21 protein-coding genes are annotated in these 22811 nt (G+C 52.4%); 9 read left to right on the top strand and 12 right to left on the bottom strand.

The genetic code is table 11. The annotated features are described in order from the left end of the window. Positions 1-12: 12 nt before the first annotated feature. The 5 genes from plsX to ACFE8Q_RS25510 all read right to left on the bottom strand — a co-directional run bounded on the left by plsX (position 13) and on the right by ACFE8Q_RS25510 (position 3555). Positions 13-957, bottom strand: coding sequence for a phosphate acyltransferase PlsX (gene plsX, locus ACFE8Q_RS25530; RefSeq protein ID WP_375448280.1), 945 nt, complete (start codon positions 955-957; stop codon positions 13-15). Positions 958-1164: 207 nt separating this feature from the next. Further along, on the bottom strand, positions 1165-1359 hold the full coding sequence (gene rpmF, locus ACFE8Q_RS25525) for a 50S ribosomal protein L32 (RefSeq protein WP_375448279.1): 195 nt from the start codon (positions 1357-1359) through the stop codon (positions 1165-1167). 89 nt (positions 1360-1448) lie between these two features. Next, the gene (locus ACFE8Q_RS25520; protein ID WP_375448278.1) at positions 1449-2003 is read right to left on the bottom strand and encodes a DUF177 domain-containing protein; all 555 of its coding nucleotides are present in this window, start codon (positions 2001-2003) and stop codon (positions 1449-1451) included. A gap of 90 nt (positions 2004-2093) precedes the next feature. Next, the gene (locus ACFE8Q_RS25515) at positions 2094-2747 is read right to left on the bottom strand and encodes a DedA family protein (protein ID WP_375448277.1); all 654 of its coding nucleotides are present in this window, start codon (positions 2745-2747) and stop codon (positions 2094-2096) included. 46 nt (positions 2748-2793) lie between these two features. Further along, positions 2794-3555, bottom strand: coding sequence for a phosphosulfolactate synthase (locus ACFE8Q_RS25510; protein WP_375448276.1), 762 nt, complete (start codon positions 3553-3555; stop codon positions 2794-2796). A 130-nt stretch (positions 3556-3685) separates the two neighbouring features. On the opposite strand from ACFE8Q_RS25510, the gene ACFE8Q_RS25505 reads away from it, so the two are divergent. Then, entirely contained in the window at positions 3686-4123 is a 438-nt protein-coding gene (locus ACFE8Q_RS25505) for a PaaI family thioesterase (protein WP_375448275.1), read from the top strand. Positions 4124-4127: 4 nt separating this feature from the next. Here the strand turns inward: ACFE8Q_RS25505 and ACFE8Q_RS25500 are convergent, their stop codons facing one another. Both ACFE8Q_RS25500 and ACFE8Q_RS25495 read right to left on the bottom strand, forming a co-directional pair. Then, positions 4128-4766, bottom strand: coding sequence for a response regulator (locus ACFE8Q_RS25500; protein ID WP_375448274.1), 639 nt, complete (start codon positions 4764-4766; stop codon positions 4128-4130). Continuing rightward, on the bottom strand, positions 4763-6580 hold the full coding sequence (locus ACFE8Q_RS25495) for a 7TM-DISM domain-containing protein (RefSeq protein WP_375448273.1): 1818 nt from the start codon (positions 6578-6580) through the stop codon (positions 4763-4765). Before ACFE8Q_RS25495 ends, ACFE8Q_RS25500 begins: the two co-directional genes overlap by 4 nt. 217 nt (positions 6581-6797) lie before the next feature. On the opposite strand from ACFE8Q_RS25495, the gene ACFE8Q_RS25490 reads away from it, so the two are divergent. The 7 genes from ACFE8Q_RS25490 to ACFE8Q_RS25460 all read left to right on the top strand — a co-directional run bounded on the left by ACFE8Q_RS25490 (position 6798) and on the right by ACFE8Q_RS25460 (position 15569). Then, complete coding sequence (locus ACFE8Q_RS25490; RefSeq protein ID WP_375448272.1) at positions 6798-7577, top strand: YybH family protein; 780 nt, start codon at positions 6798-6800, stop codon at positions 7575-7577. Between the two features lie 40 nt (positions 7578-7617). Then, positions 7618-11871 carry an ELWxxDGT repeat protein gene (locus tag ACFE8Q_RS25485; protein ID WP_375448271.1) on the top strand — a complete coding sequence of 1418 codons (4254 nt, stop codon included), beginning with the start codon at positions 7618-7620 and terminating at the stop codon, positions 11869-11871. 112 nt (positions 11872-11983) lie between these two features. Continuing rightward, complete coding sequence (gene rplU / locus ACFE8Q_RS25480) at positions 11984-12301, top strand: 50S ribosomal protein L21 (protein ID WP_207332418.1); 318 nt, start codon at positions 11984-11986, stop codon at positions 12299-12301. A 115-nt stretch (positions 12302-12416) separates the two neighbouring features. Beyond that, positions 12417-12707: a 50S ribosomal protein L27 gene (gene rpmA / locus ACFE8Q_RS25475; protein ID WP_375448270.1), complete on the top strand. Its 291-nt coding sequence runs from the start codon at positions 12417-12419 to the stop codon at positions 12705-12707. A gap of 175 nt (positions 12708-12882) precedes the next feature. Then, complete coding sequence (locus ACFE8Q_RS25470; protein WP_375448269.1) at positions 12883-13701, top strand: TerC family protein; 819 nt, start codon at positions 12883-12885, stop codon at positions 13699-13701. A 123-nt stretch (positions 13702-13824) separates the two neighbouring features. Continuing rightward, positions 13825-15321, top strand: coding sequence for an NADH-quinone oxidoreductase subunit N (locus ACFE8Q_RS25465; protein WP_375448268.1), 1497 nt, complete (start codon positions 13825-13827; stop codon positions 15319-15321). Positions 15322-15329: 8 nt separating this feature from the next. Beyond that, positions 15330-15569 (top strand): hypothetical protein, encoded by a 240-nt coding sequence (locus ACFE8Q_RS25460; RefSeq protein WP_375448267.1) that lies wholly within the window; start codon positions 15330-15332, stop codon positions 15567-15569. Between the two features lie 3 nt (positions 15570-15572). Here ACFE8Q_RS25460 and ACFE8Q_RS25455 read toward each other — a convergent pair whose 3' ends face one another. Continuing rightward, positions 15573-15953, bottom strand: coding sequence for a MerC domain-containing protein (locus tag ACFE8Q_RS25455; RefSeq protein WP_375448266.1), 381 nt, complete (start codon positions 15951-15953; stop codon positions 15573-15575). Positions 15954-16079: 126 nt separating this feature from the next. Between ACFE8Q_RS25455 and ACFE8Q_RS25450 the strand changes: the two genes are divergently transcribed. After that, the gene (locus tag ACFE8Q_RS25450) at positions 16080-16661 is read left to right on the top strand and encodes a hypothetical protein (protein ID WP_375448265.1); all 582 of its coding nucleotides are present in this window, start codon (positions 16080-16082) and stop codon (positions 16659-16661) included. A 59-nt stretch (positions 16662-16720) separates the two neighbouring features. Here ACFE8Q_RS25450 and ACFE8Q_RS25445 read toward each other — a convergent pair whose 3' ends face one another. From ACFE8Q_RS25445 to ACFE8Q_RS25430, 4 genes are all read right to left on the bottom strand, one after another. Continuing rightward, a complete protein-coding gene (locus ACFE8Q_RS25445; protein WP_375448264.1) occupies positions 16721-17794 on the bottom strand; it encodes a phytase in 1074 nt (357 codons plus the stop codon). 5 nt (positions 17795-17799) lie between these two features. Beyond that, positions 17800-19074 (bottom strand): right-handed parallel beta-helix repeat-containing protein, encoded by a 1275-nt coding sequence (locus ACFE8Q_RS25440; RefSeq protein ID WP_375448263.1) that lies wholly within the window; start codon positions 19072-19074, stop codon positions 17800-17802. A gap of 35 nt (positions 19075-19109) precedes the next feature. Then, positions 19110-21893: a TonB-dependent receptor domain-containing protein gene (locus ACFE8Q_RS25435; protein ID WP_375448262.1), complete on the bottom strand. Its 2784-nt coding sequence runs from the start codon at positions 21891-21893 to the stop codon at positions 19110-19112. A 251-nt stretch (positions 21894-22144) separates the two neighbouring features. Further along, positions 22145-22717 carry a hypothetical protein gene (locus tag ACFE8Q_RS25430; RefSeq protein WP_375448261.1) on the bottom strand — a complete coding sequence of 191 codons (573 nt, stop codon included), beginning with the start codon at positions 22715-22717 and terminating at the stop codon, positions 22145-22147. Between the last annotated feature and the right edge of the window lie 94 nt (positions 22718-22811).

Below are 22811 nucleotides of genomic sequence, written 5' to 3'. Positions count from 1 at the left end.
GTTACGGGATACTCACTTAAGCGCCTGGGCAATTTTAGTGTGGGCATCTGCCTGCACCTGCCGAATAGCCAGATTGAGCATATTTTTTATAGCCTTGGCCGATGAAATACCGTGCGCGATGATCACATTGCCATTTACGCCAATTATTGGGCTGCCACCAACGGATGCATAATCTGTTTTATCGAAGAAATCGTCTTTAAGCCCACGCTGTGTAGCCACTTCGTAGAACGACTCGCCTAATTTAAACAGTGCATTTCCGGTAAAACCGTCGGTGACGATGACGTCGGCCCGGTTCATAAACATGTCTTTGCCTTCAATATTACCGACAAAGTTGATACGGCGTGAATCTTTCAGGAGTTGGTGAGCAGCCTGCACCACCAATGATCCCTTCTGCTCTTCTTCGCCAATATTCATTAGGGCCACCCGGGGCGAATCGATGTCGAACATGTGTTTGGCATAGATCGAACCAAGTTCGCCAAACTGGGCCAGCATCTCGGGTTTACAGTCTGCATTGGCCCCTATATCGAGCATGATCGTTGTTTTGCCATCCATCTGCGGCACAAACCCGGCAATACAGGGGCGAATGACACCCTCGATGGCTTTAATGCTAAATAGGGCGCCCACGTGCATAGCGCCCGTATTGCCAGCACTGCAGAAAGCGTCGATCTGGCGCTCTTTCAACAGTTTGAAACCAACACTAATGGTTGAATTTGGTTTCTGCGAGAGCGCTTTGGTCGGGTGTTCGCCCATACCGATCACATCTTCTGCATGAACGAACTCAATGGCAGAGTGATTAACCAGGCCCTGTTTGCTCAACTGCGTGGTCAGCACCGATTCCGGGCCAATGAGCACAATGGTGACGTCTTGGGGCAAACCGTCTTTTACAGCAGCGGCAACGCCTTCAATAATCGCTTCTGGTGCAAAATCGCCACCCAGGGCATCCACGGCAATCTTCATTTTATCGAGCAGCTTAATGAGCCAACACCAGCAGAGTTCGGTATTGGGCGCGTAAAATTAGTAGCCGGGGGGCAATAAAAAAGTATTCCGCGTTCATCTTAGACCCGATGTCGGCGAAATACTCGTTTACTTCATAGAATGAATGTACCGTAGGAAGGTACTTTTTTAACAAAAAACCTCCCCGGCAAGGTCGGTAACCAACTGGGTTTAAACCGTAGGTCGGTACCCTTCGATTACCATTTTGCCCCGGTAAAAGAGGTTACCCTCAAATACATGGGCGTGGTGACGCTCGTGAACTTCGCCCGTTGCTGAGTCGGTCGCCAGCGTTACGGCTTCTACTTTGTAATGCGTCCGGCGTTTATCGCGGCGGGTGGTCGAGTGGCGGCGTTTGGGGTGTGCCATTGTTAAAAAATCAGTTTAATGTTTAATGTCCAGTGTGCAAAAGGCCACAACGACGTTGACCCCTGGACACTAAGACGTTGAACGTTTCGTTAGTTATTACTCAATTTACGCAGGGCCTCCCACCGGGGATCCACTGCGGTTTTTTCTTCTTTTACTTCGTCACTGTCTGTTTCGGCAACAGCACCCGACGAATAAATTAGTTTACCGTCCGACAAGTCGTCATCGTCTTCCTCCTCGCGGAATCGGGGATGCAACCCTTTCATGGGCATCGACAATACGATATAATCGAATATGTAGCGGGCTACGTTGATCGTTGCGGTATTCCGCTCAATCAGTTCGATTTCATCGGTCAGCTCCTCGTTTCGATCGGCGAATTTCAGGAATAGCGTTTGGCGCGTATCCACATGTTCGTCATATAAATCGAGGCTTCGGTCGCAGGTACGTTCCACCACACCGGTAATCGAAAAGTCGAGACGAATCATTGTCTCCGACTTGTCGAGAATCAGATGGGTTTGCACATCGCCTTTGCTAATCAACTGTTGATCAAGGGCCTGAAAGAACGCTTTGCCCGACGAATAGTCATATTCATAGCGTTTCGGCTCTAAACCAATGATGTTAATATCGTATTGACGTAGTTCGTTCACCTCAATCATTCGCTAACAAGGCCGCAAAGATACGAAACTCCGTGCGGAAACAGAAAGCTTCGCTGGCTAAAGTTCAAGGGGCGAACTCTCCTAAGCCGCGTTGCTCGTCAGTTTCTGCTTGATGAACTGCACCAGGATAGGCATCAGCGATAAACCGACGATGCCAAACACGACGATCTCGAAGTTCTTCTGTACAATGTCAAGGTTACCGAAGAAGTAGCCCAGCAGTGTGATGCTAACCACCCATAGTACCGCTCCGATAATACAGTTCTTTATATAGGTAGCGTAATTCATACTTCCTGCACCAGCCACGAACGGAGCAATCGTGCGCACAATCGGAATAAACCGGGCAATAATTACGGTGCGGCCGCCATGTTTGGCGTAAAACTTCTCGGTTTCGGTAATGTATTCGCGCTTGAAAAACAGGATTCGCTCCCGCGATTTGATCTGCGTTCCTAGCTTGCGACCCACGAAATAGTTGACATTATCGCCTAGTAGAGCGGCCACGATCAACAGCGGGATAATCACGGCCACACTCAACTCGTTGGTGTCGCGGGCCGCTAGTGCGCCAGCCGCAAACAACAGCGAATCGCCGGGCAGTAGTGGCATCACGATCAGACCTGTCTCGGTGAAAATAATTAGAAACAGAATAGCGTATAGCAACACGCCATATTCGTTGGCCCACAAGTCGAGAAATTTATCGAGATGGAGCAGAAAGTCGAGGAGCGATTTGATGATTTCCATAAAGTGAGTAGCCTGATAAATGGCTCTTACCAGCCTATTTTATGTTTTATTTATCCAGGAAAAAGCTGAACGTGTCTCCACGCAGGCCCAACCGGATCGTTTCGAGCGGAATAACCTCGTTTGGCGCAATGTTACCAACGTTTACGTTGGCACCCAGCAGTTTGACAAACCAAACCTGCTGCTCTTTCTGCGGTGCTTCCCAGATAATCTTTTCTGACGGAATCTGGGTTAGAATCTCTTCAACAAGCCCCTGACGAACTTCGCCGCTGGCACGGAAAAGGCCAACTGTGCCCCCTTCACGGGCTTCACCGATTACTTTCCAGGCACCCGCTTCGAGTTCGGTTGTCATCAGTTTGATCCACTTATAGGGTGGAATGATCTTCGCTTCATCTTTCGACCCCACTTCAGACAGAACGGTCACCTGCTGAGCCAGCGTACGAATGTATTCACACTTCTCGTCGGGGTCCATTTCCAGAGAACCGTCGGATACTTCGGCGAATTTCAGATCATATTTATCGAGCAGCCGGCGGTAATCTTCGAACTGATTACGGACCACGAAAGCTTCAAACAGCGTTCCGCCAAAGTAGACAGGAATACCTGCTGCTTTGTAGGCGTCGAGTTTTTGCTGGAGGTTTGGCGTGACGAAGGAAGTGGCCCAGCCAAGTTTAACGATGTCGATATAATCTGCCGACATAGACAGCATATCTTCAACTTCGCGCAGGCTGAGGCCTTTATCCATAACCATCGTGAAGCCGCTGTGGCGCGGTTTAGGAGTACGGTCAGGAATCTGAGTTAACGTATAATTCATTCGATCTTGTACGGATACATGTTATCGTAAGTCGCGCAAAAGTAGCAAGACTTACCAGAAACTCACAATTAAATACACATATACACGCTGTTTCAGGCAGTATGGCTTAGTTAAATGCTATTTTTGCGATATGGAAATGAACCCCAGACTGGCCCTGTTTCAGTCGATGATCGAGCTGCCAATGAACCAGAGCCCGTCGGGGTTAGGGAGGTGGCTAAATGGCACGTTGGTCGCTGTAGAAGCGGGACGAACAGTGGCCAGGTACGTTGTTCGCGACGATATGGTGAACCCGATGCAGGTGCTTCACGGAGGGGCAGCCTCCGCCATTCTCGACGATCTGTGTGGCCTGACGGTATTTGCGATGGGGCGAGAATATGGGTATACATCAGTTAATCTGGCAATGGATTTCCTGAATCCGGCCCGGTTAGGCGATGTGCTCCTTGCCGAGGCCAATGTGGTGCGGGCAGGGCGTACCATTATTCATGTAGAGGGCCGCATTACCAACGTCGACGGTAAACTCATGGCCAAGTGCAGCACAAATCTGATACAGACGGGGTTTAAATTATAAGTATTTACAACCCCTGCTCATGGGCGAAGTCGAGCAATTGCGACAGGTGGGTAATATTGAGTTTACGGTAGATGTTTTTGCGATGCGATTTAACCGTTTCAAAACTAACAAACAGTTGTTCTCCAATCTGTTGAGTATTTCTTCCCTGCCGAATAAGGGCAATAATTTTCAACTCAGTGGGCGTTAGTTTGAAGCGCGTCACGAAGCTGTCTGCCGCATGCATGTCGGGAACAGTTGGCACGGGAAAAACGCGTTCGCCGATTAGCACCCGTGCAATGGTATCCAGCATCACAGGCACCCGAACATGTTTAAGCAGGTATGCAGCCGCTCCTGCTTCGCGACATTCATTGATGAAATGCTGATAGGCATACATCGTCAGCATAACCGTTTTAACGGCTGGGTACGTTGCTGAAAGCTGACGAAGGCAATCAATCCCGTTTGGCACGGGCAGATTTATATCCAGAAGCACCACATGAGGCGAATAGCGCTGCACAGCCGGTACCACATCACTTCCTCTGAATACCTGCCCAACCACCGTCACAGCAGGGTTAGCCTGAGTTAACTGCAGGGCCAGCCCATCGCTGAATAACGCATGGTCATCCGCCAGTAAAATTCGGACAGGTGATGAACTGTCAAGGGTCATGAGTAAGGGATGTCGATCCGAATTGTGGTACCCACTCCTGATGAGTCAATGGCCATGTTGCCGCCTAACCAATCAGTCCGTGAAGCTACATTTTTAAGGCCAATTCCACCACTGTCTGCCCTCTTTTCAGCATCGAATCCCTTTCCATTATCTTCGACCGTAACGTTCAGCAGGTCAGCATGATAAACTAACTGCACTACCGCCTCGGTGGCCCCACTGTGCCGAACTACGTTGTGCATGAGTTCCAGCACAGCCCGGTATATAGCCAGTTCGGTCGTATCGGCAAGCACCACTACGTCACCTGCGCAGACCGCCATAAATTTGATAGTGGATGACTCTTGAAACCGACGCACAGCTTCAGCGACAGCACCGGGCAGGCCGAGGTTCGCCAATTCATCGGGCATCAGGTTATGCGATACAGCCCGCACATCGGAAATGATCTGATCGAGCAAGCTATGCGCTTCTGGATTACTCACCGACAGTCGGCCGCGCAGGGCAATCAGGGAGGTGCCAATGTCATCATGCAAATCCTGGGCAATGCGGCGACGTTCGGCTTCCTGACTTAAAATTACTTCTTTTTGCGTATTGCTTAACTGCAACAGCGTAGCTTCTCGTTCACGCATCAACTGCCGAACAGCCCCTACGCCCAGGATAAGTATCTCAACCAAAGGTGCATAATACCGCAGGTAGTAATGCCAATCCTGCGTTTCCAGCAGACCCACTCTATCGCATACTCTAATCAGCACAATCAGCAGAAATGGGGCGATAGCCAGCAGGTAGTTGCGGGCTTCGTAGCTCCCCCTGGCAAGGCACACCAACAGATGCATCAGCAAAAAGGCAGCCGTGAGGGCTGTCAGTAGCAGGACCATATCGGCCGTACCGTATCGAAACGGCATGACCAGTACATACAAAAACCAGGCAGTCTGAACAGCGATCAGCCCGTAGGTGGCTTGCCGGAGCCAGCGAATTGGCTGCGAAAGCCGTTTATACACATACTCATGTGTGAAGAGCAGACTTCCTATATACCCCAGCGAAATACCCAGAGAGTAGCCTTTTATGCTGTTGAATGGAGTTGGCAGGTAATGGGCCATGACGCCCTCAATATTCAGGTTGTACACCGCCGTACCAAACGCATAGACGGCATAAAATAGCCAGATCAGGTGACGGGAGGCTACAAATAAGCTAAGCCCAACCGCTGCTAGAAACAGCAGGATGATTGGCGGGAGAATCAGAATGTTGGTTTCGGTGGAATAATAGCGTTCATAGGCTGACCGCTCCCAGATTCGGATCGGCGTAATGAGCGTACCGCTCTGTTCCTGAGCCCGGATAAACACCCGAACAGCCTGTTCAGGAGCTAAATCGAGCGGAAAGGCGAAGTAACGCGACGCAATTTTTCGTTTCCAGAGCGGCACATGCCAACTGTCGTGTTCGATCTGGAAGGTGATTTTTTTGCCATCGAGCATATAGAAACTCATCTCGTCGGCGTAGACAATATCCACTTCCAGCACGAATTTCCGGGCCTGTTTAGCGCCGTTCTGACAGGTGAAGGTGAGCCAGTGAACCAGCCCGTCGGTACCAAAGCCGGGGTGATCGGTGCCAGTTGGTTTGAACAAATTCAGATTCAGTTGACTCACATTGAGTTGGCCGGTCGAATCCGTAAACGTCAATAAGCAGGTAGACAGGTAGTTGCCCGGTTGCAGGGTATCCAGTCGCAGGCAAGGCTGCGCCCACCCGCCGACAGCCGTCAGGCACAGGAGCAGGCCCATTATGACCCCTCGTAGAATCGGCTTGAAGCAGGTCAATCGGTTCATCATCAAGACAAATGAAAGAGAAATACCCGGCTAAAAATATCCCCCAACCGGGGGATAGTGTACAAAGAATGCACAAGCCAATTTTGGTACCTAATCACCTTAAAGCGCAAAGGCGCAATCAACCGATTATGCTAACCCTATTTCTGCGTACACGATGAAAAAGCACCTCTCCTCTTTATGGATTATGGCGACGTTGTCGCTGTTAACCAGCCAACTGACTATGGCTCAATCTGCTGACGTGAAAGCCATTAAGGCGGTGATCGAAGGCGAAACGCAAGCCTGGCTCAACGTTGACCAGAAAGCCTACGCCAACGCCTGGGCCAACGTACCTGAGGCCCGCCTGCATTACAGCGAACCCAACGGTAAGGTTCATGAGATCGATATGTCGGGCGATAAGGCCAGCAGGTTCGCCAACCAGAAGCCTTCCAACGCCAAATTCCAGAATACCAACTACAAAATCCGGGTCAACGGCAACGCGGCCTTCGCGCAGTTCGATCAGGTGTTTTCAGATACCGATGGAACAACAGACCATGCCCGCGAAACGCGCTATCTGGAAAAAATGGGCGGGCAGTGGAAGATCGTTCATGTGGGAGCCATGTATTATGCCCCCGAAACACCTGCCAACGTACCTGACAAGGGCATTCTGGCGGCCAATCAGGTATTTATGCGGGCCTTCGAGCAAGGAGCCACCGCGCTAGGCGACCTCTACACGACTGATGCTCAGCTATTTCCGCCCAACGGCGACGTGATTCGCGGCAACAAAGCCATTGGCCCGTTCTGGAAAGGTGCTTTTGATATGGGCATCAAGAAAGCCACGCTGGAAACGACCGAAACAGAGCGGGTCGGCGACCAGATTGTAGAAACCGGTCGCTATTCGCTGGCCGGAGCCGACGGCAAAGCCATCGATAAGGGCAAGTACATCGTGGTCTGGAAAAACGACAACGGCCAGTGGAAACTCTACCGCGACATCTGGAATACCAGCCAGGCACCGGCTAAGTAAGTACGCTACTCTCTATCCATCCCATTTTCTGGCCCTGTCAATGCATAAAGTCATCTGCTCAAGCCTGTGCCTGCTGCTATTGACGGGGCTGTTTAGCCAAACGTTTGCCCAGATCTCGCTGGTCAACGAGTTTGGTTGCAGTGTCAATCCCAACTCATTCAGTCGCTTCAATAACCAGCTTTATTTCAACACAAGCGGTGGTAGTTGCGACGTTAACGGCATCTACCGCACAGATGGTACGGCGGCGGGCACCGTATTCGTTAGTAATGATGTATTCGACCGAAACCCTACAGGGCGCTGTGTGGCCGGGGGACATCTTTATTTTGGTACACTAGCTGGTCAGTTGAAGCGGATTAACGGACAAACCGGGGCGGTTGAACTGGTAAAAAGTGGGTTCAGTGGCGTTCCAAGGTACATGGCTGAAGTGAGCGGGGGCGTGCTGCTCTTCACCGACAACGGCAATGGCCTCTGGCGCAGCGACGGCACCACCGCAGGTACGTATGCCATCAGGAGTGAGTTTACCTCGATTGGGCAGGTAGTTTCGGATGGCACCACGGCTTATTTCCAGGCAACGGGCGATGCTATTTTGTACAAAACAGACGGCACCACGGCAGGTACATTGGCCCTGCTCAACACGGGCGGGTACGGTATTCGGGGCCTGACCCTCTGGAATGGCTTACCGTATTTCTGTACAAGATTGGCAGACGGTACAGAGCAGATTATAAAATGGACCGGAAGCGCCTTTGTTGTCCTCGCGTCGATTGCTCAATCGCCCACAACCAACTCAACGCCTTTCATCAATGTTGAGCGATTCATTCCAACAATTACCGCCCTCTACTTTTTCGGCACTACAACCACCGTACAAGCTGGCGGCAACACATCGGCGCTAAATCAACTCTGGAAAACGGATGGTACGCAGGCCGGAACCGCACTGGTCGCGACCATGGGGGCTACTGTTCCGGGTTATTTCCGAACCTATCAGAACAATCCCGAAGGGTATCAGAACATCCTGTATTTCCCGGCCGACGATGCTACCTTCGGCACCGAACTGTGGCGCAGCGACGGCACGGCGGGGGGTACGTTCCGGGTACGTGACATCAACCCCGGCGCAACGGGGTCAACGCCACTCGACTTTGCCTGTATCAACGGCATCTGTTATTTCCACGCCTACTCCGAAACCACTGGCAACGAAATATGGCGGTCCGACGGATCAACCGCCGGGACACAATTGGTGCAGGATTTATGGCCCGGACCAAATGGCGGTTCAGCCGCTGTAAACACCGGCAACAGTGGCCTTTCTTATTATTCGATGGTCTACAACGGGCGGCTTTATTTCCGGGGGCAAGCGGCGGATGGCAACTCACAACTCTATAAAACCTGCGCTGTTCCCGCCCCGCCCACACTCACGGCCAGCCCCAGCGCGAGCGTGTGTGCAGGAGCGAGCGTTACCTTGACGGCCTCTGGTTGTGCCGGCGGCGTTATCTGGAATACAGGCGCAACCGGGCCCAGCCTGATTCTTGCGCCCTCGGCAGGTACGGCAGATTACTTCGCCACCTGCACCGCCGAAAGCTGCACCAGCCCCAACAGTGCTACGCTTACCCTGCTAGCCACCAGCCCACCCGTTGCACCCACCATCAGCCCGGCGGGTTCGGTTAGTTTCTGCCTGGGGCAAACCACATCGCTCACCGCCAGTGGTTGTAGTGGTCAGGTACGTTGGAATACGGGCGCAACGAGGAGCATTTTGCTGGTATCGGCAACGGGTAGTTATTCGGCCACCTGCACGGTCAATAACTGCACCGGTCCCGGTAGCGCGGTGGTGCAGGCTATCGCCGTGTCAACGTCCGCCACGGTTGGCCTTACGCCCCCGTTGGTCTGCGCGGGCAGCAGCCAAACGCTCACGGCAACGCCCACCAACGGCGGGAGCATACCGGCCTACCAATGGACGCGTAACAACGTACCTATACTTAGCGCGATGAACCGCACAACCACTAACGGGCTGGGTTCGGCCAATGTACTTGGTGTCTATGTGGCCGCCAACGGGACTATATATGCCGCTACTACGAACGGACTGAGCATCTCGACCGATGGCGGACAAACCTTTGTGAACCGCACAACGGCGAATGGATTGGGCGCTAACCTGGTACTTAATGCTTTCGTTGGTGCCGACGGGAAAATCTATGCTGCCACGTTTGGGGGCCTGAGTATATCGAGCGATGGCGGCAACTCATTCAGCAATAAAATCAGCACCCGGACGGTCAATTCGGTGTATGTAGATGGCACGGGTAAAATTTACGTGGCCACCGGAGGCAGTACAGCAGCGGGTTTAGCCATTTCGACGGATGGGGGGAATACGTTCGCCTACAAGACAACCGCCAATGGCCTGGGAGGCGTAACGGTTATTGGCCTGGCGGCTGGCACCGATGGAAAAATTTATGCCGCTACCTACGGCGGATTGAGTATCTCAGCAGATGGCGGCAATTCATTCAGCAACAGGACTGTAGCTAACGGGTTAGGCGATAACGTTTGTAATGAAGTGGCTATCGGCAGCGACGGACGAATCTACGTCGCCACCAACGGCGGACTGAGTATCTCGACCGATGGTGGAAACAGCTTTGTGAACCGAACTACGGCCAATGGTCTGGGCAATACGTATACTGAAGCTGTTTTTGTCGATGCTACCGGAACAGTCTATGCCGGCAGCGGTGGAGGGCTGAGTATTTCGACCAACGGCGGACAGACATTCGTGAACTACACCACCGCCAGCGGCCTGGGAGCCACCTATGTACAGGGAATACACGTTACGCCCGACAAGACCATCTACCTCGCCACCAGCAGCAGCCCAGGCAACGGTGTCAGCATTGCCCAACGGCCCGCCAGCACGTACCCAGTACAAGCGGCAACGGCGGGCGATGTATATTCGGTAAGCCTTTCGCCATCGGCCGATGCCTGTCCGGCCCTCGCCCTGGTCTCGGCCAGCGTTGTCATTACGGCTTCGCCCGGTTCGCCCACGCTCACGGCCAGCCCATCGGCTACATTATGTGCCGGTTCCAGCGTCACGCTCACGGCAACGGGTTGCGCGGGTACGGTAACCTGGAACGCGGGAGCCACCGGCAATGTGCTTGTGGTGTCGAGCGCAGGAACGTACTCGGCTACCTGTTTGGCAGGCAGTTGCGCCAGCCCCGCCAATAGTCTGGCAATTTGGGTCGGCACAACGCCAGAAGCACCAACGATTGGCCCTATGTCGCCGACCATACCACAAACGGGCCTGATTGCCTATTACCCATTTGATGGAGGACTAAACGACGAGAGTGGCAACGGTATCAATCCAACTGCTTCGCCCAATACAACCTATGTACCAAATCGATTTGGCGCGGCTAACAAAGCAATACACTTTACAAACTCCACAACGGGAGCAGGCACCAGCTATCTTGACTTTTCAAATCCTGCCCTGCGCCTGACTGGTGACTTTACCATATCATCGTGGTCGCTCTATCAGGGTGGTTATTTTAACCCACGCCTGTTCGACTATAACGGTGATGGATGCGGTTACCTGATTGCCTTTGCCAGTGTAGGTGTGGCCCAACCAGCCATTCAATTTAGTTTTGGCTGTAAGCTAATCAGCTATGCTACGCCAATAACCGGCACGCAATGGCGGCACATAACAGGTGTGCGTACTGGCAATACGCTTAAATTATATATCAATGGAGCGTTGGTTGCCCAGAATACTTTTAGCTCACTCAGCATGCCAAATTATACTGCCACTACGCTCAATATAGGTCGCAAACCAATTCCTTCTTATGATGGAATGACAGGACACATTGATGATCTGCGCTTTTATAACCGAGCATTAACCGACTCAGAAATCGCTCTACTGGCAAATACAAATCAACCCGCTCCGCTCTCCATCTGCGCAGGCCAAAGCACAACGCTTACGGCTACGGGCTGCGCGGGAGTCACTACCTGGTCAACGGGGGCGACTGGGAATCAGCTTATTGTATCGCCTAGTCAGTCAACCAGTTATACGGCCACCTGCACGCTCAACGGCTGTAGTAGTCCGGCGAGCAACCCGGTCATGGTCACCTTATACACAGAAAACACGACGGTGAAAACCGGCAACTGGAACGACGCTACCGTTTGGTCGTGCGGTCGCGTGCCCACCAGTGCCGATGCGGTCACGCTCAACCATGCCATTATTATTCCGGCAAGTTTCGCCGCTACTGCTTTGCAGGTACGTTACGGAGCCAATGGGCAACTGCGTCACCTGTCGGGCGGGCGGTTAAGGGTAGGTCCGTAACCTACCCGTTGCGAAGCCATACACTACGTCATAGAATTGAACTAAAAACGGGGCAGAAAACTGAAAAGTTTTTTCTACCTTTGCACCCTCATTTTCAATATACACAAAGATCATGTACGCAATCGTAGAGATCGCAGGGCAGCAATTTAAAATCGAGAAGGGCCGCTTCATCTATACCCACAGGCTGGGAGGTGACGTGGACGCTGCACTTGCCTCCGACCAGATTAAAGTTCTTCTGGTTGACAACGAAGGTGCTATTACCGTTGGCGCTCCTACCGTGGCAGGCGCAACCGTATCGGCAACCATCCTCGAGCACCTGAAAGGCGAAAAAGTTATCGTCTTCAAAAAGAAACGTCGGAAAGGCTACAAGAAGAAAAATGGCCACCGTCAATACTTGACCAAAGTTCAAATCAACGATATCACCGTCTAAATCAGTTTACTGTTTACTGTTTACCGTTTACTGTTGCTCCGCCTTCCGCACTTACACGTCTGATAGGCAGCGCAACTGAAGACAGTAAATTGAGAACTGTAAACCATTTCTAAAAATGGCACACAAGAAAGGCGTCGGTAGTTCAAGGAACGGCCGTGACAGCATCAGCAAGCGACTGGGCGTCAAATTATTCGGTGGTCAGGTGGCCATCGCCGGTAACATCATCGTCCGCCAGCGCGGCACGAAACACCATCCTGGCAAGAACGTGGGTATTGGCAAAGACCACACCCTATTTGCGCTTATCGACGGTACCGTTACCTTTTCGAAAGGTCGCGCAGACCGGTCGATGGTGAACGTTATTCCATCTGAAGTAGCTGCTGCTCCGGTAGCCGTTGCTGCTGAGTAAGCTTTAAGTTCATCAACGGAACGAACCGCTTGTTTCACCAACAGGCGGTTTTTTCATGCCCATTCGGTGCCATCCAGCTTACGAACCTTTCCTGGCAGCCTGGGGCCATTTCTATAAATGGGTTGCACCACTCCCCTGTCACCGGTAACTTCGGGCAATCATACAACCAACCTTCATGGATCAACTGTTTACGGCAGAAGCCATTGTCAGTCTGTTAACCCTCACATTCCTGGAAATCGTACTGGGTATAGACAACATCATTTTCATCTCCATTGCCGCCAATAAACTAGCTCGAGCCGATCAGGCAAAAGCGCGTAACATCGGTTTATTGCTGGCTATGCTCTTTCGGGTGGCCTTGCTGTTTGGCATTTCCTTCCTGATTTCGCTCAGCAAGCCATTTACCCATGTCGATACGGGCTGGTTAGTGGCTGCGCCTACTGGACAGAGTATTATTCTGGTTGTTGGTGGGCTGTTCCTCTTGTACAAAGCAACTTCAGAAATTCACCACAAGCTGGAAGGCGACCCACAAAATGACGAAGTAGGCGACGACAAGAAAGGTGGCAAATCAACCGTTTCAAGCGTTGTGACGCAAATTGCCATTATCAACGTTGTATTCTCGATCGACTCGATCCTAACGGCTGTTGGCCTTACCCAGAACGTACCTGTCATGATTATAGCCGTTGTTTTGTCGGTTCTGATCATGATGTTCTTCTCTGGCCCAGTCGGCCGATTTGTCAATGAACACCCTAGCATTCAGATGCTGGGCCTGTCGTTTTTGATCATGATCGGTTTCATGCTTATTGCCGAGGGGGCGCACCTATCAGAAGTAACGTTCTTCAACTCACCCGTTGGAACCGTACCGAAAGGGTATCTCTACTTTGCCATCGCCTTCTCACTGATGGTTGAGGTGCTGAACATAAAACTCCGCAAGAATCAGAAGCCGATCCACATGCGGGGTTACGAAGAACAAGCTGAACGCGAAGGACTGATTTAAATCAAAAATTGAGAGGTGAGAGTTGGCTGACGCAAGTTTACTGGTGCGCACCGAAATGCCACATTAGTAAACTTACGTCAGCCAACTCTTACTTCTTAACTCGTCACTCTCAATTCTTGCCCATTGCCCCTCACCGACCAATTACGAAACATTATTGATAGCCTCAGCGGCGTTGGCGCTGAAGGGTGGCTGGCTCTTGTTTTTTGCGGCCTGCTGCTTGCCGAAGTGGTCCTGCTACGGCGAGTAGGTGAACAACAGACACGTACCTGGCTAACTACCATAACCCTTGTTGGCCTATTTGTTGCCGGCGGGCTGGCCGTCAACGAAGCCTACCGGGGTGGCTTATTCCTGGACTTGCTTTTCCTCGACAACCAGGCTGTGTTGATTAAAGGCGTGGTGGCGTTAGGTGCCTTCTGCGTGGTCTTGTGGGAGACCGGAACCTGGCAAAGCGGTGATGCAAGGCACGATTTGGCGAAACGAAAGCTACCCACCGAATGGTACGCCTTGCTGACGGCGCTGGTATTGGGCCTGTTTCTCCTGTCGATGGCCGTGAACCTGCTGTCGATTTACCTGAGCCTCGAACTGGTTTCGATCAGTTCATACCTGCTCACGGGCCTTGTTTGTGACCGGAAAGCGTCGGAAGGCGGCTTGAAATACCTGCTGTTTGGCGCGGTCAGTTCGGCGGTCATGCTCTACGGCATGTCACTGCTCTACGGCCTGACCGGTACGCTCGATATTACCAGCACCGTATTTGGTGTAGAATTGGCTAAAGGCGGAAGTATTACGCTTGTAGCCGGGCTACTGACCATGGCGGGTCTTCTGTTTAAACTATCAGCGGTGCCGTTCCAGATCTGGACGCCGGATGCCTACGAAGCGGCACCCGTTCCGGTGGCGGCTTTCTTCTCCATCGGCCCCAAAGCCGCTGCCTTGCTGGTGTTGATGCGCCTGTTATCGGCCATTCCTGTGGCTGGCCTGCAAACGCCGCTGGCCGTTATAGCACTGGCGGGTATTCTGATCGGGAACCTGTCAGCCCTGCGGCAAACCGATGCCAAGCGACTGTTGGCTTATTCAACCATTGCGCAGGCGGGCTTTTTGCTGGTTGGCGTTGTGGCATTGTCTGATACAGGATTTCAGGCAGCGGTGTTCTATATGGCAACGTACCTGTTCATTTCACTGGCGGCCTTTTTCCTCATCGATGCGCTGGCTCCGAATGGCTCCCTGCGAATCGCCGATTTTGCCGGGCGGGGTGCAGTAGCTCCCCTCCTGACGGTCGGCCTGGTGATAGTTGCACTGGCGTTAACGGGCCTGCCGCCCACCGTTGGTTTTACGGCGAAACTCCTCTCCTTTTCAGCGTTGTTTAGTGCCTATCAATCATCGGGTAACCCGTGGTTGATCTGGCTATTCGGGCTGGGTCTGGCCAATGCCGTTATTTCGCTATTCTATTATTTGCGCATTCCCTTCCTGCTGATTTTCCGCCCGCTACCAACCAATGCCGTTGCCAGCAACGTACCTGTGCAGTTAACATTGGCGCAGTGGGTAGCCCTGGCCATAACGGTACCGCCCGTAGTGCTCCTGTTTATCAAGCCCAACTGGATCCTTCAGTTCATCGCCACTTTTTAAGTTAGACCATGCTCCATTACCTCATCGAAACCCTGGGCTGGGTTGCTTCCGTTCTGATTGTCGGTGCCTATTTTCTGAATATGCAGGGTCGGCTGGACGCCAAAGATCCCCGGTACATATGGGCCAATCTGATTGGTGGCCTGTTCTTCATCGTAAACACCTACTACCACGGCGCCTATCCGTCGGCCCTGGTAAACGTGGTCTGGGTGTTAATTGCTGTCTTCTCCCTGACAAGAGCAAAGGGTTAAAACCTATCTCGAATGTGCTATCCGGTGTTGGCGTAGATTAAACAGATGGGAGATAACCAGGCCTGTCGATGCCGCGTAGGCAAGGTACTCAAACACAGGACTCACCTCTTCGAGCAGCAACCCTACGGCAAATACAAACAGGAAACTCCACAGAGCCGTGCGAATAGCCGATGACGTATGATTTCGGGTGGCGAAGTAAACAGCCACAATGTTGACGGCGATAAAAATATAATCCAGGCTCAGAAACCCGGCCCGCAGCGTGTCGTCGCGAAGCAGGCTTGACGTCATCACCAATACGGGCGCAGCTAAGCAGTGAATAAGGCATAGCACTGACCCCGTAATGCCAATGTAATCCGCTTTCTTATCAACAACGTCCAACTTCATTATCACGCTTAGTTCTGTGGAACAAAAGTAAGATGGTAACCAGGTCAAATGCAATAAGGTTGCAAATTAATTTGCAACAACGTTGCGTTTACGTATGTTTGCATCATCAAACTCAACAGGATTACGATGCATCAACTTCACAAAAAGCACATTATGTACACAGGCTGGGTTCTGGCGATAGGCAGTCTACTCTTACTGAACGGTTGCAAAAAAGCGACCGACCCCCAACCCGCCGACGAAAACGAACTGATAACTACCGTGACACTGCGCTTCACCCAGCAAGGCACCACCAACACGCAGGCATTTAGTTATCAGGATAAAGACGGCGACGGTGGCGCAGCACCAACCAAATTCGATGCCGTTACGCTGACCGCCAACACCAGTTATAGCGTGACAGTTGAGGTGCTGGACGAAAGCAAAACGCCCACCGACAATGTTACAAATGAGATAAAGGCGAAACAGGACGAGCACCTGTTCCTGTATACAGCCAGCCCTACTACTTTGCTGACATATACGTACGGCGACCTGGATAGCCGCAACTTTCCGGTGGGCCTGACCGGCACAGCCCGCACAGGAGCCGCCGGGACCGGTCAATTGACCGTGCGCCTTCGGCATCAGCCCCCAATCAACGGGGTAGCGGTTAAAAATGGGACAAGTGCTCCCGGCTCCGACGATGTGAATCTGAACTTTACCCTAACGGTGAAATAAACAGAGCCAGTTAGGCCATACCTTGTAGAGATGGCCTAACTGGCTCTGTTCATGCCAACCTATTTCAGCAACGTACCCAGCACATCTTCGCAGCGATAGAGCTGAAACGTCCGGTTATCGCTCATCGCGATGAATAATCCGTGTTTAAACTGACTGTTCAGCGGTTGCGTGATGGTCTCGGAGCCATCACTTTGATGGGCCAGCACCCGCGTGGTACGTACCCACGGATGCGCATAGGGCTGCCCGGCCTGCCCTTCCCGCCGGAAGATCTGAAACCGGTCTCCCCCCTGATCCGATACCAGCAGGTAGCCTGTGGTATCGCTGGTGGCGTAGATCGAAATACCTTCATGGTCTTCGGCAAACCCCTGCGTTGCAAACAGAGCCAACTGCTTGTTACCGCGCTCTGAATCAGCGAAGTACTGCCGAACACCAATGCCTTCATCCGAATAATAGACGTACCCAAGCCTATCGTCAACGGCAATGGATTCAATCTCTTTTCGGCCGCTATACTCGCCAAACTTGCGGAGCAACGTCGCCTTCACCTGCCCATTACCCGCGTCGGCCAGCCGATATTGCCACAGGTACGTTCCATCGGTGGGGCCGCTCTTTCGGCCCACAATCGCCTGAATATCGCCTGATTTGGTGCGGTACAACGCAATGCCCATCAGGTCGCGGAAACCCGTTCCGGTCTCGCCCTCAAACATGGGAATACCACCTCCGTCGATGGGTTTCATGTCGGGTAGGGAGAAGATGCGGAGGTTATGCGTTTCGCGCTCGGTCGTCACCGCAATGTCGGTGCGTTTACCGTTGAGTAACAGGCCATACTCTACATCCACATTGTTGGGCCGCTTCAACCCGCGAACCGTTTTGTTGGCCTGTAAATGACCGGCCAAATCATACACGTACAGACCGCCGTCCGAGTCTTTATCGGTACCTATAATCAGGCTCTGCGCCGGGTCCTTCGCATTTACCCAAACGGCCGGATCGTCGGAATCATGCTGTACCGAATCGGTTACGGCAACGGGCTGAACTACCTGACTTGAATCGGCCGCTGTCTGCCCAACCCGGCCAGCGGGTTGTTGGCAGGCAGCGGCAGCTAACCCAATCAAACAAATGACACTATATCGATACATGCTGCTTAGTTTGTTCCGTAGGCACCTACGTAGGTTGCGGGAGCCGGTGACTGATACAGTACGCCACCAACCGTGATGCCATCGGCAAATAAACGGGTAAAGGTCGTGTTACCTTTGCCCAACGCCGGTGAACCAGCCTGTAGTTTAAAACTCCAGGCCGTGTTGAACGTCTGGTTCAGCGACGGGTTATCGAGCGGGAAGTTCACAAATTTCGGATCGTTATCACCGGCTTTCTTGCCAATCACGTCGTTGGTACCGGCAATAATCTCCGCTGTCGGCTGGAACTGGTCAACGCCCTGCTGCGTGTAGCCGTAGTAGTAGTTATTAGCAAACTTGCTGCGGCCCTGCACCTGATCTTCAGTAAGTTTCGTGTCACGCTTGATACCAAAACGGTCATTTGCAAAAAGGTTGTTATATAGCTCGGCCCGAACGCCAGCCTCTACCCATATCGAACCACCCTTTATACTCGGCCGACGCCAGCCAGCATTGACAATCGTGTTGTTATACGCAATCACATAAGCCTGTACCGGACGGTCGCCTGCGTTCGAGAGTTTCAGCGCGTTGGTATTGGGGCTGTACACCAGGTTATACGCCACATCGGCCTGCACGCCTGACTTGATGTTGATGGCATCGCCTCCCGAAACACCCTGCGTGTAGATCACATTATTGGCAATGATAACTTTACCACCTTCCAGGTAAATGCCATCTTCATTCTGGTTGTTCAGACGGCTGTTGATAATCACCACTTTACCGTTCACATTCGTGAAATTCACCGCCGGTACGTGGCTACCTGCAACGGCTTTGTACAAACCCGCTTTTACCGATGGTGAACTCTCGGTAGTCACCGCACCACCGTATTCCATGATCACATTTTTCAGCACCAACTCCTCCGATTTTGGACTGGCGATGATGCCGCCCCATAGATTACCGAACTCGTTACGGGCAACTTTCCAGGCATCCGGTACGGTAAATTTAACTGGGTTTTGGTCGGTGCCCAATACGTATAAATTACCTTTTACAATAAACTCCGGCTTGACCGTCGAGTCGCTGAAAATAACGGTTGCGCCCTCCTGAATGGTCAGCGATTTACCTTCCGAGATCTGTAGGTGGTTGGTGATTTTATACGTTCCGCCTTTTGTCCAAACGCCCGACACATCACCGCCTACGTTTTCCTGCACAACGGGTGGAACCACAACTGGAGTTACAACCGGGTCGTCCATTTTTTTACAGCCAACGATGACTGAAACCAGCACAAGGGCTGAAAAAATTGCCTTTTTCATGATATTCTTGGTTTAAACAATTGATTATGAGTTAGTCACAACTTATAGCGCACACCGATAAGGTATGATTGCTGGTAGAAATCGCGCCGAATCAGCGTCTGTCCTGAGGTGAGGTCCTGTTCGGGCACACCCGCATTTCTGGCGTTGGTATTCTTGATGAAAATTTCGGTGGGCGTGTTCAGCAGGTTGTTGGCCTTAATGAAGAGAATGAATCCACCGGCAGCGCCACCGTTTGTGGCCGAGTGGCCCAGCCGCTTTTCCAGCGAGGCATCCATTTGTATAAATCCCTTCTGCCACAGGTCATTATCGACAAACTGCGCCACCGTACTGATCCGCTCGCCAGTGAAACTCCCGGCCAGTTGCACGTCCAGGCCGTGGTCGCTGTCTTTGTAGAGCAGCGATACATTGGCCACGTGCGCCGACTGCCCGTAGAGTGGCCGCGTCTGGCCCACGCTGATCGTTTGCAGGTCGCCCTGCGCATTCCGAATGCGCTTCGATTTCGGCGTGGTAATGCTCGAATTCGTGTAGGTGTAGTTTGCCTTCAGCCCCCAGCGCCGGATGTATTTGATGGCGTCGATCTCGATTCCAAAGTTGCGGGCCGTGCCGAAATTGCCGGGTGAATAGTAAATATCCTGCCCCCGAATGGCGTCTTTCTGAAGCGTGTATTCTATCGGGTCCTGGATGTGCTTGTAGAACAGGCCAACCATAAATTGCTCGAGCGGGCGGGGAAACAATTCATAGCGCAGGTCGAAGTTATCGGCGATGGCCCGTTTCAGATTCGGATTTCCCCGTTCCTGATATTCCTCATTGACAATGCGGTAGGGCACGATCTCAAAAAATCCGGGGCGGTTCAGCGACCGGAAGTAAGAGGCGCGCCAGTTGGTGTTGCCGCGTTGCAGCCGGGCGTGCAGGCTGGGCAGAAAATCGGTGTAAACCTGGCTTCCGGTCGGAAAATCTTCGCCAATCGGGAATTTCATGGCGTATCCCTGATCGGTATGTTCAATGCGCAACCCGCCTACCAGTTCGAGCGGCTGGCCGGTGGTGCGGAATTGCAGGTACCCGGCCGACGTTTGCTCCGTAGCATCATAATTCAGAGCCGAAGCCACTGATCCGAGCGGGTTCTGAATGACCCAGTTGATCTGATTGTAATTCGTAAAATCGACGCCGTACTGGGCAAACACATTCGACGGACGAACCGTGTAATTGTTATAAAAATTGGTGCGTGTTTTATCCCGATACAAACCGCCAACCATCCATTCGATGGGTAAGCCCGCCACAGGTACGTTCCAGGTAATATTCAGGTAACCTGCCAGATCCTGATCGGCGTTGTGTTCCCACCGGCGGTAGCCATCGTTTACCGTTGTGCGGGTATCTACGAACGCTTTCCGAATGCCCAGCAAGGGGACGTTGGTCTGGTCGGGCACGTCGTTGGTGGCTTTCGAGTACACCGCCGACCAGTTGACCGTGAGGCTGGCGGGAAGTTTATGGGTTCCCTGCAAAGTGCTGGTCAGAATATCCTGTTTAGTCAGCCGCGAGCGGGTCGAGTAGTTCAGCGATGCGTTGCCCAGTTCAGGATTATAGCCGCCAATGGCGAGTTCGGTGGTTTTAGTCTCGCGAACCTGCGCGTTGGTAAGGTTAATGTAGGCGTTGTACCACTGCAACTTGGTGCGGGGGCTCACCCGCAAATCGATTTTGCTATGAAGGCCATAGCGTGTCTGTTGCTCTGAGTAAATGCGTTCACTTTGCTTGGTCAGCACAATGCCGCGCAGGGTATCGGCCACGTCGCCGTCGGCAAACAGGCTGTTGCTACCCCGGTACGTATTCTGAAAGCTGCCTGCCAGCATGATACCCAGTTTCTGCCCGAAAAACCGGTCGCCAATGGCAAATCCGCCAATCAGGTTTGGCAACGGCCGACCGGTAGTATACGTAGCCGATGCCTTATTAAAATCGCCGGGCGTGGCACTATACTGATTGCCAAAACGCTCGTACGGCGACTGTGCGGCGATGTTCTTTGTGTCGAAACTGGTGAAATCGCGGTTGAAAAACAGGCCCGAATAACCCGTTGCGAGGTTGGCCTGCACGTACCGCTGGCTGGGCGCATCGCGCATGACCATGTTCACGGCCCCGCCAATGGCATCACCTTCCTGGCTGGGAATCAACGCTTTGTACACTTCCAGACGTTCCAGCAATTCGGACGGAAAAATGTCGAGGGGAACGTACCTGTACTTGTTATCGGGGCTCGGAATTTTCACCCCGTTGACCAGCGTGTAGTTGTATCGTTTGTCCATACCCCGAACAATGGCGTATTGCCCGTCACCATTGCTGTTTCGCTCCACCGAGATTCCCGATACACGCTGGATTACGTTGGCAACGGTCAGGTCGGGCGAGAGTTCGATGGTTCGGCCCGATACCATGTTGGTAACCTGTAGGGCGTTTCGTTCCAGGGCGCGGGCGGTATTGTCGCTGAACCCGTCGCGTTTCTGGGTCACTACCACTTCGCTCAGCGTCTGCTGTTCGTCTGATTCCAGCGCGAGAACAAGCGTCAATGGCTCTGCGCCCGCAACAAGCACGGTCCGAACACTGGTTTTATAGCTGATGTAGCTGACTTTCAGTTGATAACTACCGTCAGGTACGTTCCGAAGCTGAAACGAACCGTCGAGTTCTGAAACGGCATTGAAGCTGGTGTTTTCGAGTCGAATTACGGCACCGATCAGTTGCTCCCCGGTGGCGGCGTCGATGGCTTTGCCACGAATGGTGCCAGCCCAGGCTGGTAGTGTCAGTAAACAGCTATAAAGAAGAAAGTAGAGCGTTCGTTGCATACAGGGGGTAGTCAACACCGCTGTTACAGCCAGTAATCCAGCTATAAATCGGTGTTTAGACCCGCAAAATTGATGCAGCTAAGTCGCTATTGATCAATTAGTCCCGTTAAGAATGTGCAAAGAAACGCGGTCGTTTTTTAACAAAATGGCTACACATAAGGCCTGGCGTTGAGCCCTGCTAAACCTGACGCACAGCCAACTAATTCGTTTAGAACTCTTTAGAGAAAAGTCCCGTGTCACATTTTGGTAATCTACCCCACCCCCAACCCCTCCGGTTCTGCCTGCTCGGGCCGATAGGCGAGAACGGCTTTCAGGCAATAAAACAGCGACAGAACAGCTATTGGCGCGGTCAGGCTCAACTGGTAGGTAAGCCACGCGCAGGCACCAATGCCCAGCGCCAGGACGATATAAACCGGCGTTCGGGTCAGTAGCCAGTAAGTTGTACCGGCAAACAGGTGTAGTTCAACCAGTAACAGCATCGATTGGTTATACACGGTTACGAGTACCAGCGGTTGCCAGGCCATACTGGCCAGTGCCAGCAGGCGCATTTCGGCAGGCAGTCGCGCCCAGTATCGGTGATTGGTTGCGGTGAGATGCGCCAGACTACCACCCACTAAATCCCACAGCAGCCACATAGCTATCTGACCTGACTCCGCCGTTTGAAGAATAGGATCGTGCCGGAAAAGCCACCAGAGTAACCCCGTCGCCAGCAACGTACCTCCATGAATGATCAGTACGGATGCAAACGTGGTTGTTTCGCCGTAAACAGGCTTTAGTAGAGAAGGAACGGATCGGTTAAACGTCAGCGAATCGAAAATCGTCATAAGTAGCTGAGAAGTATGTACTGTTTGGCAAAGGTGAAATGATTTAGCCAAAAATTTAGCTAACGTCAACGCTGAACGGGCCAACAGACGTTAC

It is taken from the genome of uncultured Fibrella sp. (assembly GCF_964250085.1).
Taxonomy (GTDB): domain Bacteria; phylum Bacteroidota; class Bacteroidia; order Cytophagales; family Spirosomataceae; genus Fibrella.
This window is presented reverse-complemented; position numbering and strand designations above follow the sequence as displayed.